General features: G+C 58.4%; 15 protein-coding genes and 1 tRNA gene. 5 read left to right on the top strand and 11 right to left on the bottom strand.

Features of this window, described 5'->3' with window-relative positions; genetic code table 11:
* Positions 1 to 87 precede the first annotated feature (87 nt).
* From FZZ88_RS01540 to hisF, 7 genes are all read right to left on the bottom strand, one after another.
* Complete coding sequence (locus FZZ88_RS01540) at positions 88 to 1,338, bottom strand: MFS transporter (protein WP_166016821.1); 1,251 nt, start codon at positions 1,336 to 1,338, stop codon at positions 88 to 90.
* A 718-nt stretch (positions 1,339 to 2,056) separates the two neighbouring features.
* Positions 2,057 to 2,143 (bottom strand) — tRNA-Ser (locus FZZ88_RS01535).
* Positions 2,144 to 2,168: 25 nt separating this feature from the next.
* Positions 2,169 to 4,064: a ComEC/Rec2 family competence protein gene (locus FZZ88_RS01530; RefSeq protein WP_166016949.1), complete on the bottom strand. Its 1,896-nt coding sequence runs from the start codon at positions 4,062 to 4,064 to the stop codon at positions 2,169 to 2,171.
* 6 nt (positions 4,065 to 4,070) lie between these two features.
* Positions 4,071 to 4,961: a glycine--tRNA ligase subunit alpha gene (gene glyQ, locus FZZ88_RS01525; RefSeq protein WP_166016822.1), complete on the bottom strand. Its 891-nt coding sequence runs from the start codon at positions 4,959 to 4,961 to the stop codon at positions 4,071 to 4,073.
* A gap of 42 nt (positions 4,962 to 5,003) precedes the next feature.
* Positions 5,004 to 5,354: a hypothetical protein gene (locus FZZ88_RS01520; protein ID WP_166016823.1), complete on the bottom strand. Its 351-nt coding sequence runs from the start codon at positions 5,352 to 5,354 to the stop codon at positions 5,004 to 5,006.
* Between the two features lie 79 nt (positions 5,355 to 5,433).
* Positions 5,434 to 6,135 carry a bifunctional demethylmenaquinone methyltransferase/2-methoxy-6-polyprenyl-1,4-benzoquinol methylase UbiE gene (gene ubiE, locus FZZ88_RS01515; protein ID WP_166016824.1) on the bottom strand — a complete coding sequence of 234 codons (702 nt, stop codon included), beginning with the start codon at positions 6,133 to 6,135 and terminating at the stop codon, positions 5,434 to 5,436.
* A complete protein-coding gene (gene hisF, locus FZZ88_RS01510) occupies positions 6,132 to 6,902 on the bottom strand; it encodes an imidazole glycerol phosphate synthase subunit HisF (RefSeq protein ID WP_166016825.1) in 771 nt (256 codons plus the stop codon). Before hisF ends, ubiE begins: the two co-directional genes overlap by 4 nt.
* A 56-nt stretch (positions 6,903 to 6,958) precedes the next feature.
* Here hisF and FZZ88_RS01505 point away from each other — a divergent pair, with 56 nt between their 5' ends.
* The 3 genes from FZZ88_RS01505 to FZZ88_RS01495 are packed head-to-tail and all read left to right on the top strand — an operon-like array spanning position 6,959 to position 10,184.
* Positions 6,959 to 7,174: a DUF2862 domain-containing protein gene (locus FZZ88_RS01505; protein ID WP_115023814.1), complete on the top strand. Its 216-nt coding sequence runs from the start codon at positions 6,959 to 6,961 to the stop codon at positions 7,172 to 7,174.
* 11 nt (positions 7,175 to 7,185) lie between these two features.
* Positions 7,186 to 8,139: a chlorophyll synthase ChlG gene (gene chlG / locus FZZ88_RS01500; protein WP_166016826.1), complete on the top strand. Its 954-nt coding sequence runs from the start codon at positions 7,186 to 7,188 to the stop codon at positions 8,137 to 8,139.
* Positions 8,136 to 10,184: a PBP1A family penicillin-binding protein gene (locus FZZ88_RS01495; protein ID WP_166016827.1), complete on the top strand. Its 2,049-nt coding sequence runs from the start codon at positions 8,136 to 8,138 to the stop codon at positions 10,182 to 10,184. Before chlG ends, FZZ88_RS01495 begins: the two co-directional genes overlap by 4 nt.
* A 9-nt stretch (positions 10,185 to 10,193) precedes the next feature.
* Here the strand turns inward: FZZ88_RS01495 and FZZ88_RS01490 are convergent, their stop codons facing one another.
* Positions 10,194 to 11,531, bottom strand: coding sequence for a 16S rRNA (cytosine(967)-C(5))-methyltransferase (locus FZZ88_RS01490; RefSeq protein ID WP_226423643.1), 1,338 nt, complete (start codon positions 11,529 to 11,531; stop codon positions 10,194 to 10,196).
* Positions 11,532 to 11,534: 3 nt separating this feature from the next.
* Positions 11,535 to 11,876 (bottom strand): MGMT family protein, encoded by a 342-nt coding sequence (locus FZZ88_RS01485; protein WP_166016829.1) that lies wholly within the window; start codon positions 11,874 to 11,876, stop codon positions 11,535 to 11,537.
* Positions 11,877 to 12,074: 198 nt separating this feature from the next.
* Here FZZ88_RS01485 and trmH point away from each other — a divergent pair, with 198 nt between their 5' ends.
* Both trmH and FZZ88_RS01475 read left to right on the top strand, forming a co-directional pair.
* Positions 12,075 to 12,764: a tRNA (guanosine(18)-2'-O)-methyltransferase TrmH gene (trmH, locus tag FZZ88_RS01480; protein WP_166016830.1), complete on the top strand. Its 690-nt coding sequence runs from the start codon at positions 12,075 to 12,077 to the stop codon at positions 12,762 to 12,764.
* A 63-nt stretch (positions 12,765 to 12,827) separates the two neighbouring features.
* Complete coding sequence (locus tag FZZ88_RS01475) at positions 12,828 to 13,001, top strand: hypothetical protein (protein WP_166016831.1); 174 nt, start codon at positions 12,828 to 12,830, stop codon at positions 12,999 to 13,001.
* 2 nt (positions 13,002 to 13,003) lie between these two features.
* On the opposite strand, the gene FZZ88_RS01470 is transcribed toward FZZ88_RS01475, so the two are convergent.
* Positions 13,004 to 13,219: a hypothetical protein gene (locus tag FZZ88_RS01470; protein ID WP_166016832.1), complete on the bottom strand. Its 216-nt coding sequence runs from the start codon at positions 13,217 to 13,219 to the stop codon at positions 13,004 to 13,006.
* A 19-nt stretch (positions 13,220 to 13,238) separates the two neighbouring features.
* Complete coding sequence (locus FZZ88_RS01465) at positions 13,239 to 14,111, bottom strand: ABC transporter permease (RefSeq protein WP_230332796.1); 873 nt, start codon at positions 14,109 to 14,111, stop codon at positions 13,239 to 13,241.
* Between the last annotated feature and the right edge of the window lie 12 nt (positions 14,112 to 14,123).

Below are 14,123 nucleotides of genomic sequence, written 5' to 3'. Positions count from 1 at the left end.
GTGGATGCGTGGCAAAATGATTTAATCTCTACTTAAGAATGGCATGTGTTCAATTCAAGACGGTCAAATTTGTGACTCACTAGTCGACTAAATATTTTGCTTCTTAAATGCCGTAGCAGTCAACGACATGAGAATGAGGTTAATAACAACAAGGGCCAGACCGATGTAAAAAATCATAGTCACAGAGAAGGTTGATATGAAGCCAGCGATAAACGTCATTGCCACAAAGCCAATGCTTAAAAGAAAGCTGAACAAAGCCCATGCTGGACGAACGAGCCGTGGTCCAACAACTTCTGAAAGCCGAGCTACGATTAATCCAATGTAAGCGCCATTCCAGAAGGCAAAGAGAAACGCTCCAAGATTAACAACTGCGATTATTGGGGAAAAAACAAAGATACAGGTCCCGATAGTGCCAATCACCACAGACGCAAGAAGAACCGAATCAGTCGGAATTTTTTTCGGAACTAAACCTGCAACGACAGCTCCAAGGGTGTATCCAAATCCCACCAAAGCGAATGAACTGCTAGCCACTTCGCTCGAGACCTTAAAAACTGAAGTGAGATATAAAGGTTGATACGTTAAAATTGAAACTTGAGAGGCACCATAAAGAAGTGTCGTGAGTGCAAATATTTTAAGCGCAGGAGTCCAATTGATTGTTGACGGTGCAGTTGATTTAGCACTGATATTTTCCTGTGTTGATGAGCTGGGTATACCTTGAGCTGAAGAATGTGATAATTTTAAATCTCGCTCTTCCGATAGACCTCTTGAAATTAACATCCATATCGGAACAGCAAACAAAATAGAGAAAATGCCAGTGAAATCCCATGCAGCTACTGGAGAGCTTTTAACAAAAAATGGCAGTAATACAGAATCCAAGAGAGGTGCAATACCAGCACCTGCAAAGATAATTCCCATCGCCAATCGCTTTTGGTCGGCATGTAATCGGCGCGTACCAAAACCGGGCAATCCAGTAACGAGGTGTGCACAGCCCCAACCAGAGACTAAACGCCAAATTGCATTCCATCCCATCGAAGGGAAAAGTGGCTCAATGAAAAATGTTACGATACAAACAATTAAGGCAATTCGTATCATCCTCAGAGATTGATCCTCTCTCTTTAATCTTGTCTGATGCACACATCCGGCAAGATATCCAGCTAAATTGAGGCCTACAAGTTGCCCAATATTATCCGATGTGATCCAATCAGACTCGACCATCATATTTCCAAGAACAGCTAATTCTGTTCTCTGAAGTCCAACCCCGATTGCTAAGGCAGATGAAGCTGCGATGACGCCTAAGTAGTCGTAGGACAACTCTTTGTTGATGGCTGAATGAGTCATCTAGAATAGTGAATCAGATGATCGGAGATTTTGTTTTGAATACTTCATGCATCACCTAAGATGCTGAAGTTTATTCCGCAGCAAAATCACGCCTTCTGAATCTATTCAGAAGCGCATGAATGGAGCATTAATCATGGAAAGATTTAATTAATGGATTGCATAAGATGTCAGGATTTTCGCAACGCCTCCTGGCAGGAGTGTGCTCGAATCGAATTGCGATCTTCAAAATCAAATAGCTGATGTCTTGCAGAATGATGGCAATACATTTTCAATCCCCCCCAAAAAAGGAAGAAATAAAAAACGAATTGATTGGCTGTCAAATGAAGGCACCAACAAGAAACCAGGCCAATGGCAAGCCTCTCCGGAAATCATATTTGTAATTCACGATAAATGCACCGACTCAAAACTAGACAGTAGAAGTCAAATCCAGAAGTTTTAAGACTTAAACTTATCCCGACACAGACCAAACAGTTTCAGGTATAAAATATTATTTTTATAGATAAACGTGCGGATTTATGTAGTCGGAATCAAATGACGGCATCTAAAGATTTCACCAAAAGCTATGCCTAGCCGAACACGTTGATTCCCAACCATGCCTGCTCGATACACTGCTCCGGCTCAACGTGTCATAGGACCAAACCACTGTTTTTGAGCCTTGAGAAACTCCTCATGGCCTTCAATCTCGGGCTTCAAAGCCCCCTTATGGAGCTGCTCAAAACGGAGAGGGTGGGATTCGAACCCACGAGGGTGTTACCCCTACACGATTTCGAGTCGTGCGCGATCAACCGGACTCTGCCACCTCTCCACACGCCCTAAAGCGTACGGGAACTTTATAGGCCAATGAACCGCGAGCCTGCCCAATGCTGCAGAAGCCAACGGCGCTGCGGTGCAGAAGGCTTGAAGCCAAGCCATATGCCAGCGAAGACGTGCTGGGAGCCTGATCCCTGCTGCGCCTGAAGAGTCCAAAACACCTGGGGCATTGGCAGCAGCAGCCAGCGTTGCGGTCCCACCCGCAACACCAGTGATCCAGCGCGATGCTGCAGGCGTTGCAACGACAAGCCATCACTTCGCAGCACCTGGCCCATGGCGATAGGGGCTCTGCCCTGCTGGTGAGCCTCGACGCGGTGCGCAAGCTCTTGCCAACAGGGAAGGACGTCGGTTGCCACGGGATCCAAAAGCACGGCCCAATCCAGGCGGGCATGGCCATGCACAGCGGCGATCCGCTGGGCCATCCGGCAGCTGCGCGCATCTCCATGGGTGCTCACCAGAGCAGCACGCCCAAGATGGCGAGCCAATAACCAGTGGCGACCGAAGCGCTTGACCGCAACCAGTCCATCGCCGAACTGAACGAGTCCGTGGAAAAACAGGGCACTTGCCATGGGGACCAGTGCCCAGCTCCGGCTGCTGGCCTTTGCCCACAGCAACCAGGGCAACAAGCCCACCACGAGCAGCGCAACGACCCACAGCTGTGGTCGGCCGGTGAGCAATTGGGCTCCAGGCCAGTGACCAATCCAGGAGGCGATGGCAATCAACAAACCCGCCATCTGCTGCACCGGCCAGAGCAGCACAGGCAGAACTGACGGAGGCAACAGCAGAACCAACAGAGCCGACAACATGGCCAGCAGCGTCAGAGGCGCCAAAAGCGGAGCGACCAAGAGATTGGCGGGGAGGGCGTACAACGGCATCGCACCGAAGTGCAACAACTGGAGGGGAAGCGTCCAGAGAAGAGCCGCGACTGGGATGGATAAAGCCGAAGCCATGCCCCGGCAGCGATCCGGTAGGCATGGCTGAAGAGCCTGCTCCAAGCGTGGCGCCGTAAGGATTAACCCTGCAGTAGCCGCTGCACTGAGTTGAAACCCGATTGACTGAGCCCAGACAGGACGAAGCAGCAACATGCCGCTGAGGGTCACCACCAGCACCCCCAAAGGACGGCTGCGATGGCCTGACTCACGAATCAGCAGCGCAATCACCGCCATCAGCACTGCCCGCACCACCGATGGCTGGGCTCCGGCCAGACAGACAAACAGCAGCAGCGCCATGCCAGCCAGGGGAAGCCGCAAGCAAGGAGGCCAACGACGGGCAAGCATCAGCACACTGCCCAGCAGCACAGACAAGTGGAAGCCCGATGCAGCGAGCGCATGGGACAGGCCGGCAATGCGGAACGATTGGCGTATGTCTTCGGGGAGCTGCACCTGGGCGCTGCCCAGCACAAGAGCGGCCAAGAAGCCACCGCGCCGCGGCCCCGCAGCCTGTTGAACCCGCTTAGCAACATCGCGCCGAAGGTCAGCCAACGGCGTCCATGGACGCCTCAGCACATCAATGCTGTCGACCCTGAGTCGACTCCAACTGCCCTGCCGTGCCAGACGCTCCGCCGATCCCGGCAACAAGGGATGAGCTCCAGGCATCGGACGCCGCAGCTCCCCCCTTGCGCAGACATGCCAGCCCTGTTGCAGCAGTGCAGAGCAGTCAGCGAGCTGCAGCTCAGTGCGCCCCCTTGCCCGTCGCCCCTCGACCCGGTCCACCTCCAGCAGGACGGAACACCCTGAGGGGAAAGACCGCACATCAGCGACCAATCGACCAGTCATCACCACCGCAGCCGACGGTGTCTGAATCAAGCGAGATGGATCGGATGAGCTCGGCGTTGGTGCCCCCCACAGCACCCCTCGCAGCACGAGGAGCACCAGAAGGCAGAGGGCAACGCCATCAACGGAAAGACGTCGACTCAGAAACCATTACGCCGCTGTCTCGAGAGTTCCCCCCTCCAGCAGCGGGAATCCCAGGGCCTCCCGTTCAGCCAACCAACCTTCGGCCACCTTGCGGGCCAGGTTTCGAATACGACCGATGGTGGCCGTGCGTTCAGTCACGGAAATCACGCCACGGGCCTCCAACAGGTTGAAGGTGTGGCTGCATTTCAGAACAAAATCCAGGGCCGGTGCCGGCAGTTGCTTCTCGATCAAATCAGCAGCTTCCGCCTCATAGATGGCAAACAACTGCTTGAGCCGCTCCGGGTTGGAAGCCTCGAAGTTGAAGTGGCACTGGCCCTTTTCAAACGGCAACCAGATCTCGCCATAGCTGCGTTTGCCGTTCCAGCTCAAATCCCAGATGCTTTCCACGTCCTGGAGATACATCGCCAGCCGTTCCAGGCCATAGGTGATCTCAATGGAAACCGGTTTGCAGTCAATACCTCCGCATTGCTGGAAATAAGTGAACTGGGTGACCTCCATGCCATCGAGCCACACTTCCCAGCCCACACCCCAGGCGCCAAGGGTGGGGGACTCCCAGTTGTCTTCGACGAAACGGATGTCGTGATCAGCAGCCTTGATGCCCAACGCCTCGAGTGAAGCCAGATAGGTCTCCTGAATGCCATCGGGAGACGGCTTGATCAGCACCTGGTACTGGAAGTAGTGCTGAGCCCGGTTGGGGTTGTCGCCATAGCGGCCGTCGGTGGGGCGGCGACAGGGTTCGGGATAGGCCACGGCCCAGGGTTCGGGGCCGATGGCACGAAGCACCGTGTGGGGGCTCATGGTGCCGGCCCCCTTTTCCGTGTCGTAGGGCTGCAGCAGCAAACACCCCTGATCCGCCCAGAACCGGTTAAGCGTGCTGATGATGTCCTGAAAATGCACTGGGCCGGGGCTACCTGAGTTCCGATTCTGCCCAGTGACCGGTCAGCCCTCCAAGGCCAAGCAACGGTGCAGGTGCGCAATGGCGTGATGGCGATGCGGATTGCTGCCGCTGGGGCCAATCATTCCGAGCCAGAAACTGCCATCCCCTTGAAAGACCAGAACGGGCTTCGCCCCTCCCTTGCCGTGGCAATCGAGCAGGGACATGCAGAGTTTTTCGGCCACTTCCGGGCCCTTGGGTCGCTGACGCAGGCGGCGCAGCAGCGGATCCACCTGAGAGAAGGAGACGAAACAGGCGCGATCGGAATCTGTGATCAGGATCAGACCATCCAGCCACTCCACCTCTTGAAGCAGCTCTTCGATACGGGGCAGCAGCTTCGGCAGCGGAAACGCCAAACCGGACCCTCCCCTTAACTTTCTCTTTAGCTTTTCTAGGTCAGTAACGGGGCGCGTCGCAAGCGACACAGCCAAAGATTCACGCCCTGAGAGTCAAAACCCCCATCTGTCTTCCCACAACAGAGCGATGGATCGCTTCAGCAAATCCCGCCTCCTGTGCCAAGCGCTCCTGCTCAGGTCCATCAGGGAAGCGCTCAAGGCTTCTCTCCAGATAGGCGTATTCCTCGCGCAAACCCACTGAAGCGGCGGCGGGCACCACCAGGCGACGCAGATAGAAGCGCTGAAAGGCAGCCGCCGCTCCGCTCGCCGGCAATCGATTGAAATCCAGCACCCCTGCGCGTCCCCCTGGCTTCAGCAGCCGTCGCAGTTCCTTCAGCCCCTGCAACGGGTCCGCCAAATTGCGCAGCCCGTAGGCCATTACTGCGCCGTCAGCACAGGCACTGGGCAATCCGGTTTGCAGGGCATCCACTTGCTGGAAGGACACCGGCAACCAAGGCTGCTGCCGTTGGCGCTGGCGGGCCCGCTCCAGTGGAGCCGCGGCCGCATCCAAACCGGTCACCGCGCCGCCTGGGCGCACACAGCGCCCCAGCTCCAAGGCCAGGTCGCCTGTTCCGCAGCACAGGTCCAGCCACTGTTCACCAGCAACTGGCTTGAGGGCCCGCACCAGCTGACGTTTCCACTGACGATGCAGCCCGAAACTGAGCACATCGTTCAGGCGGTCGTAGCGCGGAGCCACCGCATCAAACAGCTGTTCAACCGCCGCGGGATCACCAGGCTTCATGGACGAATCGTCAGGCCACGGGAGAGCAGATCCTGCTTGATCTGTTCCACCGTGAGAACGCCATCGTGCAAAAGAGAAGCCAATAACGCTGCAGAGGCATGCCCTCCCGCGGGGCCTACATCCAGAGCTTCGGCGATGTGATCCATGCAACCAGCTCCTCCGGAGGCGATGACCGGAATGGGGACGGCATCCGCCACGGCCCGGGTCAAGGCGAGGTCGTATCCAGCCTGGGTGCCATCGCCGTCCATCGACGTCAGCAGGATCTCGCCGGCCCCGAGGCCCGCCACCCTCTTCGCCCACTCCACAACATCGAGACCGGTGTTCTCACGCCCTCCTTTCACATACACGTCCCACCCACCTGCATCGCGCCGACGGGCATCAATGGCCACAACAATGCACTGACAGCCGAACTGATCAGCCCCCTCCCGCACCAACTCAGGCCGACGCACCGCCGAAGAGTTAAGGCTCACCTTGTCAGCACCGGCCCGCAACAGCTCGGTGATCCCCTCAACGGTGCTGATCCCACCGCCCACTGTGAAAGGAATCGTGACCGATTCAGCGGTGCGACGCACCATGTCGATCAGGGTGCCGCGCCCCTCATGGCTGGCCGCGATATCGAGGAAAACCAGCTCATCAGCCCCTGCACGGCTGTAACGGCAGGCGAGTTCCACCGGATCACCGGCATCGCGCAGGCCAACAAAATTGACACCTTTCACCACCCGTCCACGGGCGACATCCAGGCAGGGAATCAGACGCAGAGCAACCATCGATTCGGCGCAAAAGCGACTGTTAAGGTTGCGCCACTATCCAAGCCTCGCAGGCCATGTCCCAGGGTGACGTCATCTCGATCGGCTCCAAGGTTCGCGTGACCCGCGTGCGGGATCGCATTCCACAGGCGATGGTGGACCTTCTCAAGAAGGACGCCAACGGCACAGTGAAGGATTTCCGCACCGTCGACGGCAAGGGAATCGGTGTGGTGGTCGAGCTCAGTGATGGATCCACCAGCTGGTTCTTCGAAGACGAAATCGCCGCCTCCTGAGGACAGTCTCCGTGAGCGACGCGCGTCAGCTGCTTGGGATGAAAGGTGCCTCCGGCACCACCAACATCTGGAAGCTGCGGCTGCAGCTGATGAAACCGGTCACCTGGATCCCTTTGATCTGGGGAGTGATCTGTGGCGCGGCCGCCAGCGGTAACTACCAATGGCGCTTGGATCACGTGCTGGCAGCTTTCGCCTGCATGTTGATGAGTGGTCCCCTGCTGGCGGGCTTCACCCAGACCATCAACGATTACTACGACCGCGAGATCGACGCGATCAACGAGCCGTACCGGCCGATTCCATCGGGGGCGATCCCCCTGGGTCAGGTCAAGCTGCAGATCTGGGTGTTGCTGCTGGCAGGCCTGGCGGTTTCCTACGGACTCGACCGTTGGGCAGGACACAACACCCCAGTGGTCTTTCTCCTGGCCTTGGGTGGCTCCTTTGTGAGCTACATCTACTCAGCTCCGCCGCTGAAGCTGAAGCAGAACGGCTGGCTGGGGAACTACGCCCTCGGGGCCAGCTACATCGCCCTTCCCTGGTGGGCAGGTCAGGCCCTGTTTGGGCAACTCACCTGGGGCACAGCGCTGCTGACCCTCGCTTACAGCCTGGCGGGACTTGGCATCGCTGTTGTCAATGACTTCAAGAGCGTCGAAGGCGACCGCGAGCTCGGCCTTCAATCCTTGCCTGTGGTCTTCGGGATCGAACGTGCCAGTTGGATCAGCGCCGGAATGATTGATGTTTTTCAGCTGGCGATGGTTGCCGTCTTGATTGGGATCGGCCAGCATTTCGCAGCGGTTCTGTTGGTTCTCTTGATCGTTCCTCAGATCACCTTCCAAGACATCTGGTTGTTGAGAGACCCCGTGGCCTTTGACGTCAAATATCAAGCCAGCGCCCAGCCGTTCTTGGTGCTCGGAATGCTTGTAACCGCCCTGGCTGTGGGCCACAGCACCCTGACCCAGGTGATGTGAACCGTTCCCGCCTGCAATGGGCTCTGATCGCTGGCACTGCAGCTGCAGTGGGCGTGGGCGCTGCACTGGGCACGAGAGCTCTGACTGAGCTTGTGGATGCAACTCTTCCAGATGCCCGGGGAATTGCCAGCTTCAACCGACCGGGAACGATCACCCTGCTTTCCACCAACGGCAAGGTGATCCAGAAGCTGGGGCCAGCGACCCGCGAGAAGGTCAAGCCCGGCACGATGCCGCAAACGGTGGCGGAAGCCTTCATCGCCGCGGAAGATCGGCGTTTCTATCAGCATGACGGCGTGGATGGCTGGGGGATCGCCCGCGCCATCGTCACCAATGTCCGCCAGGGCGCTGTTCGGGAAGGGGCGAGCACCATCACGCAGCAGCTGGCCCGAACTGTCTTCCTGAGCCAAGACCGCACCATCACACGCAAACTCAAGGAAGCGGCTCTGGCGATGAAGCTGGAACGTCAGCTGAGCAAGCAGCAGATCCTCGAGCAATACCTCAATTACGTCTACCTGGGATCCGGCGCCTATGGCGTCGCCGATGCGGCCTGGATCTATTTCTCTAAAACCCCAGATCAGCTCACAGTTCCGGAAGCGGCGATGATCGCTGGGCTACCCCCGGCACCTTCGATCTATTCCCCCCTGGTCAACCCTGATCTAGCGACGGAACAGCGTTCGATCGTTCTCGATCGGATGGCACAAGCAGGGTTCATCTCCACCAGCGAAGCGGAGCGCGGTCGCAACAGCCCCCTGGGGCTTAAGCCTGCAACACCAAAATATTTCAACAGTGCAGCGCCCTACTTCACCACTTGGATTGCCCAAGAACTGCCCAAACTTTTAACTCCCGAACAACTTGAAGTTGGTGGTGTCAAAGTTCGCACCAGCCTCAATCTCGATTGGCAAAAAAAAGCTCAGCAGGTTGTTCGAGCCAATGCACCATTCGACACTGAAGGCGCGATGGTTTCGATCGATCCCGGCAACGGACTGGTGAGAGTGATGGTGGGCGGGAAGGATTTCTCCAGGAGTCAGTTCAACCGCACCATCCTGGCGCTGCGCTCTCCAGGTTCAACCTTCAAGCTTTTTCCTTATGCAGCAGCCATTGATCGGGGGATGAAACCCGAAACAAAGGTGTTTGACGCAAAGCGTTGCTGGAATGGCTACTGCCCCAAAAACTTTGGCAACAAGTACTACGGCAACATCTCCCTGGCCGATGCTCTGAAGAATTCACTCAACACGGTGGCTGTTCAACTTCAAGACATCGTTGGGTTTGATGCCGTCATTGACATTGCCAACAACTTCAACATCGGCACCGAGCGTCCTCTCGGCAAGTACTACCCCATGGCTATTGGTGCCTACGAGCAAACCATCCTCGACATGACTGCGGCTTATGCAGGCATGGCCAATCGCGGTGTGTATTTCACACCCAGCCCCTTTGAGGAAATCCGTGGCCCCAAGAATGAGCTTCTTTGGAGTCGGCGATTGAGTGGAAACAGAGGACGACGAGCGGTTGATAGTGATGTCGCGGACACCATGAACTGGATGCTGCAACGGGTCGTGACCGGCGGCACAGGCATCGCCGCGAAACTCGATGATCGGCAGGTTGCTGGAAAGACAGGAACGTCAGAGAACACCCGCGATCTCTGGTTCATCGGTTCAATTCCTCAGCTCACGACTGGCGTCTGGTTCGGATACGACGACGATCGAGCCACCAAAAGTACGAGCGGCGAGGCGGCATGGGCTTGGAAACAATTCATGCTTCAGATCAAGGACGAGATTCCCGTCCGCGCCTTCCCTGACAAACCCAAGCTGAAACGAAAAATGCGTCTGGCGGTCGATCCAAAAACGATCGCCAAACCCCCCAAGACAAAACCCAAGCAAGACCCGAAGGCCACCTCCGAGTCTGAAGCGCCTCAACCGACTGGAGAGACGGAACTGAGCAATCCCACTCCCGTGGCACCTCCACGTCGCCAGACGCCTTACCTATGGAGAAACCGCTCGCAAGACGACAACGTTGATCGCCAAGGACGCCGCTGGACCCGGGATTAATCCAACGGCCTAGACCCGCTGAAGCACTGCGGAATAGAACCCATCCCCCCCGCTGGCTTGATCAGGCCAGCGCTGGCTTTCCTCCTCCAATCGCAGCGTGGGGTGACGCTTCAGCAAGGCATGCACCTGAGCCTGATTTTCATCTGGATGAATGGTGCAGGTGGCATAAACCAACGATCCAGCGGGAGCCAGCAACGGCACAAGCCCATCCAGGAGAGCCTGTTGTTGGGGCAGAAGGCCACGGATGGATTGCGGCGTCACCCGCCAACGGGCATCGGGGTGACGGGCCAGGGTCCCAAGCCCAGAGCAGGGCGCATCGATCAGGATCCGCTGGAAGGATTCACGCCATTGGGGATGCTCTTCCAACAAGTTGGTGGCATCCGCTGCAAGAGCATTAATGGAAGCAAGGCCTAGCCGAGCTGCATTGGCAGCGACGCGCTTGAGCCGTCCAGGCGACCGATCCACAGCCCAGATCTCAGCCTGATCTCCCACCAATTCCGCCAAATGGGTTGCTTTACCCCCCGGCGCAGCGCAGGCATCCAGGATCCGGTCCCCCGGCTGGGGTTGCAGCAGAGGCGCAATCCATTGCGCCGAACAATCCTGAACACACCAATGGCCCTCGGCATAACCGGGCCAGTGGCGCAGGTCGCCGCTGTGCCCGGAAATGCGCAAGCCATCAGGACAATCAACGATGGGCTCACTGCTGATTCCTGCCGCAGCAAGCGCCTGCTGCACCTGCTGCGGGCTCGAGCGCAGCCGATTCACCCGCAAATCCAGATCCGGCACACGGTTGCAGGCGGTCGCCACCGCCGCGGCCCCCTCCGAACCGCGCCAGTCGAGCAACAACTGGGTGAACCAATCCGGAAGGGAATAGCCCTGGGCCAGCCGTGCCGCCTCATCATTCGGCAGCTCAAGGGTTTCGCCGGCATCCCGCGCCCGCAGTGCCGCCCGCAGAACCCCATTCACCACGGGCGCCAGCCGTGCCAGACCCTTGCTGGTTTTGGCCAATTCAACGGCGGTGTTCACCGCTGCTGAATCTGGAATCCGCTCCATCAGCAGCAGTTGATAGAGACCCACGTGCAACAGCCAGCGCAGCTTGGGCGGCTGCTTTGACGCGGGGACTTTGCCCAGCCGATCCAGCCAGGCATCGAGGTAGCGGCGTTGACGGATTGCTCCATAAGCCAGCTCGGTCACCAAGCCTCGATCCGAGGGTTTGAGATCCCGCTCCCGCAGCAACCGCTCCAGCGCCACATCGGCATAGGCCCCAGCCGCAACTGCCTGCAATACATCCCAGGCGAGGCGGCGCGGCAGCAGTCCAATCGGAGCCGAATCAGACAAGAACACCACGCATCAAGCTCCAGCATGGGTGTCCGGGTGCCAGAGGAACTGGCGTAGGGGTAAGCGTCCTTCCGCATCCACCGGAATGCCTTCTGCCATCAGCAGCTCCCGCTGCATCCAGTCACTTCCCTCACGGCTGAGGCTCATCGAGATCCGACCCTGAGCATTCACCACGCGGTGCCAGGGAACAGGGGATGGGAGCTTGAGGCGACGCAGCGCCCAGCCAACCTGACGCGCGCAGCCGTAGGCACCGATCAAATCAGCGATCTGGCCATACGTCGCCAAGTGACCGTGGGGGATGCGAGCCACCTCGCTCCAAACACGCTGATCAAATGTGGATGAAGACGACTCCATCAATCTGCGGGGCTTTGATGGGAGCTTTCATGCATCAGAACCCAGACGTTCTCCGGTGCCGCCGGAGACGTACGGTTCAACAGAGGGATCCTTAAGCGGGGTCTGGATAACGACAGAAGCGCAGACTTCTTGATTGTCCTGCCAGGCTTCCAAGCATGGAAGGGCCCCCATCTATTGCTCTAACCCGAGTCATCGCCCATGCCCCTGCTGCCGCGACGATTTGAGCGGCTGAAATCCGTACTGGACCACCGGATGGCGGATCTCACCGTGCTGCTTGAACACGTGGAGAAACCTCACAACCTGTCCGCGATCCTGCGCAGCTGTGATGCCGTCGGAGCGCTGGAAGCCCACGCGGTGAGTTTTGACGGGCGCCCACGAACCTTCAACAGCACGGCCCAGGGCAGCCAGAAATGGGTGCCTCTGCATGACCACCCCGATACCGAAACAGCAATCCGCTGCTTGAAAGAGCGGGGGTTCCGCCTCTACGGGACCCATCTCGGGGTCAATGCCAAGGACTACCGAGAGTGCGACTTCACCGGGCCCACAGCCTTCGTACTTGGGGCGGAGAAATGGGGGCTGACCGATCAGGCCAGGGATCTGATGGATGAAGCGCTGTTCATCCCCATGCGCGGCATGGTGCAGTCACTGAACGTGTCGGTCGCCACCGCCACCCTGCTATTCGAGGCGCTGCGCCAACGCCAGGCAGCTGGCCTGGCGCCGACCCAAGGCGAAGGGCTCAAGCCGGAGCAGTACCAACAATTGCTGTTCGAATGGTCTTACCCCGAGGTGGCCCGCTGGTGCCAAGAGCAGCAACGGCCTTACCCCGCCCTGAGTGAGGAAGGCGAACTGATGGAAGAGCTGCCTCGGACTGTGAAGCTGCGCTGCTGATCCGACAAAACACTTGTATCTCCGCGAACCCTGGGCCATAACCAAAGCAGCGGATTGTCAGCAATGGACAACAAACAGCTGCACCAGTACGCGGTCACGTATCACTGCGGCCACGAGTGGGGCGAGGAAATGCTCCAGTCCGATGATCTCAGCCATGCCGTGGAAGCAGCCCACGCCATCTTCCCGAGCTCCTGCCGGATTTCGATCCGAGAGGTGAAGGCCCCGAAACAAGCCTGAGCTCAACGCGGCCGCCGCGGCACCCCAGGCAACTGAATCGCAGCAATTAACACCGCTGCCTCCAGCAGCAAATTGCGGCTCACCAGGACCACCACCATCACCAAGGTGGTGGCCAGAATCCGCTCGAGCAAAGCGATCACATCGTCCATGCTGTCGCAGCTCTTCTTCCAGAGCAGTGCAGCCATGCTCAGCAAAATCAGGCTGATCCACCAGGCCATCAAACCCGTGCCGATGTGGTCAGTCTGACGCGGGGCGGGCTTCGCCGCCGCTCACCCAAGCCTCAATGCCTTCCCCAAGGAAGGACAGACCAAGCACAAGAACAAACATCGCCAGGCCTGGGAACAGCGCGGTCCACCACACCCCAGTGGGCACCGCAGCCAGCGCCAGATTGAGATCACCGCCCCATTCGGGCACGGTCTCCGGCAGGCCCAGGCCGAGAAATCCCAGCCCCCCCAGCACCAGCACCGCATCGGCGGCATTGAGGGTGAGCAGCACAGGCACTGAGGTGATGACGTTGCGGAACAGATAACGCCGCAGGATCCAGAGCGGCCCCGCCCCCAGGCTCTGGGCGGCTTCAACAAACAGTTCGCTCTTCACCTGGGCGGTTTGGTTGCGAACCACCCGGAAGTACTGCGGCACGTAGACCACACAGAGTGCGGCGGCGGCATTGGGAATTCCCTTGCCCAACAGAAACGCCAACACCACCGACAACAACAGCACTGGCAGGGTGTAGAGCGTGTCCATCAACAAGACCATCACACGATCGACAGCGCCACCGAAGTAACCACTCACCACCCCCAGGGGCACACCGCCCACCAAGGCCAAGCCAACCGCCAGCAGCACCACCTGAAGGGCGACCCCACTGCCGGCCATGGTGCGCACACACACATCCCGGCCCAAGCGGTCCGTGCCGCACCAATGGGTCCAGCTGGGGCCTGAATAGATCGGGTTCTCGAGGCCAGCATTGGCATCCGGAAGGATCCCAACACTCACCAGCACGGGCGTGATCAACGCCACCAACAAATAGATCCCCACGATCACCAGCCCCCAGCGGGCCATGCGGGTCGAGAGGCTGCGGGTCACGGGCAAGTTGGCCTCGGGCAGATGCATTGTCTCCCGAAC

The sequence above is a fragment of the Synechococcus sp. PH41509 genome (assembly GCF_020514285.1).
Classification (GTDB): Bacteria; Cyanobacteriota; Cyanobacteriia; order PCC-6307; family Cyanobiaceae; genus Parasynechococcus.
This window is presented reverse-complemented; position numbering and strand designations above follow the sequence as displayed.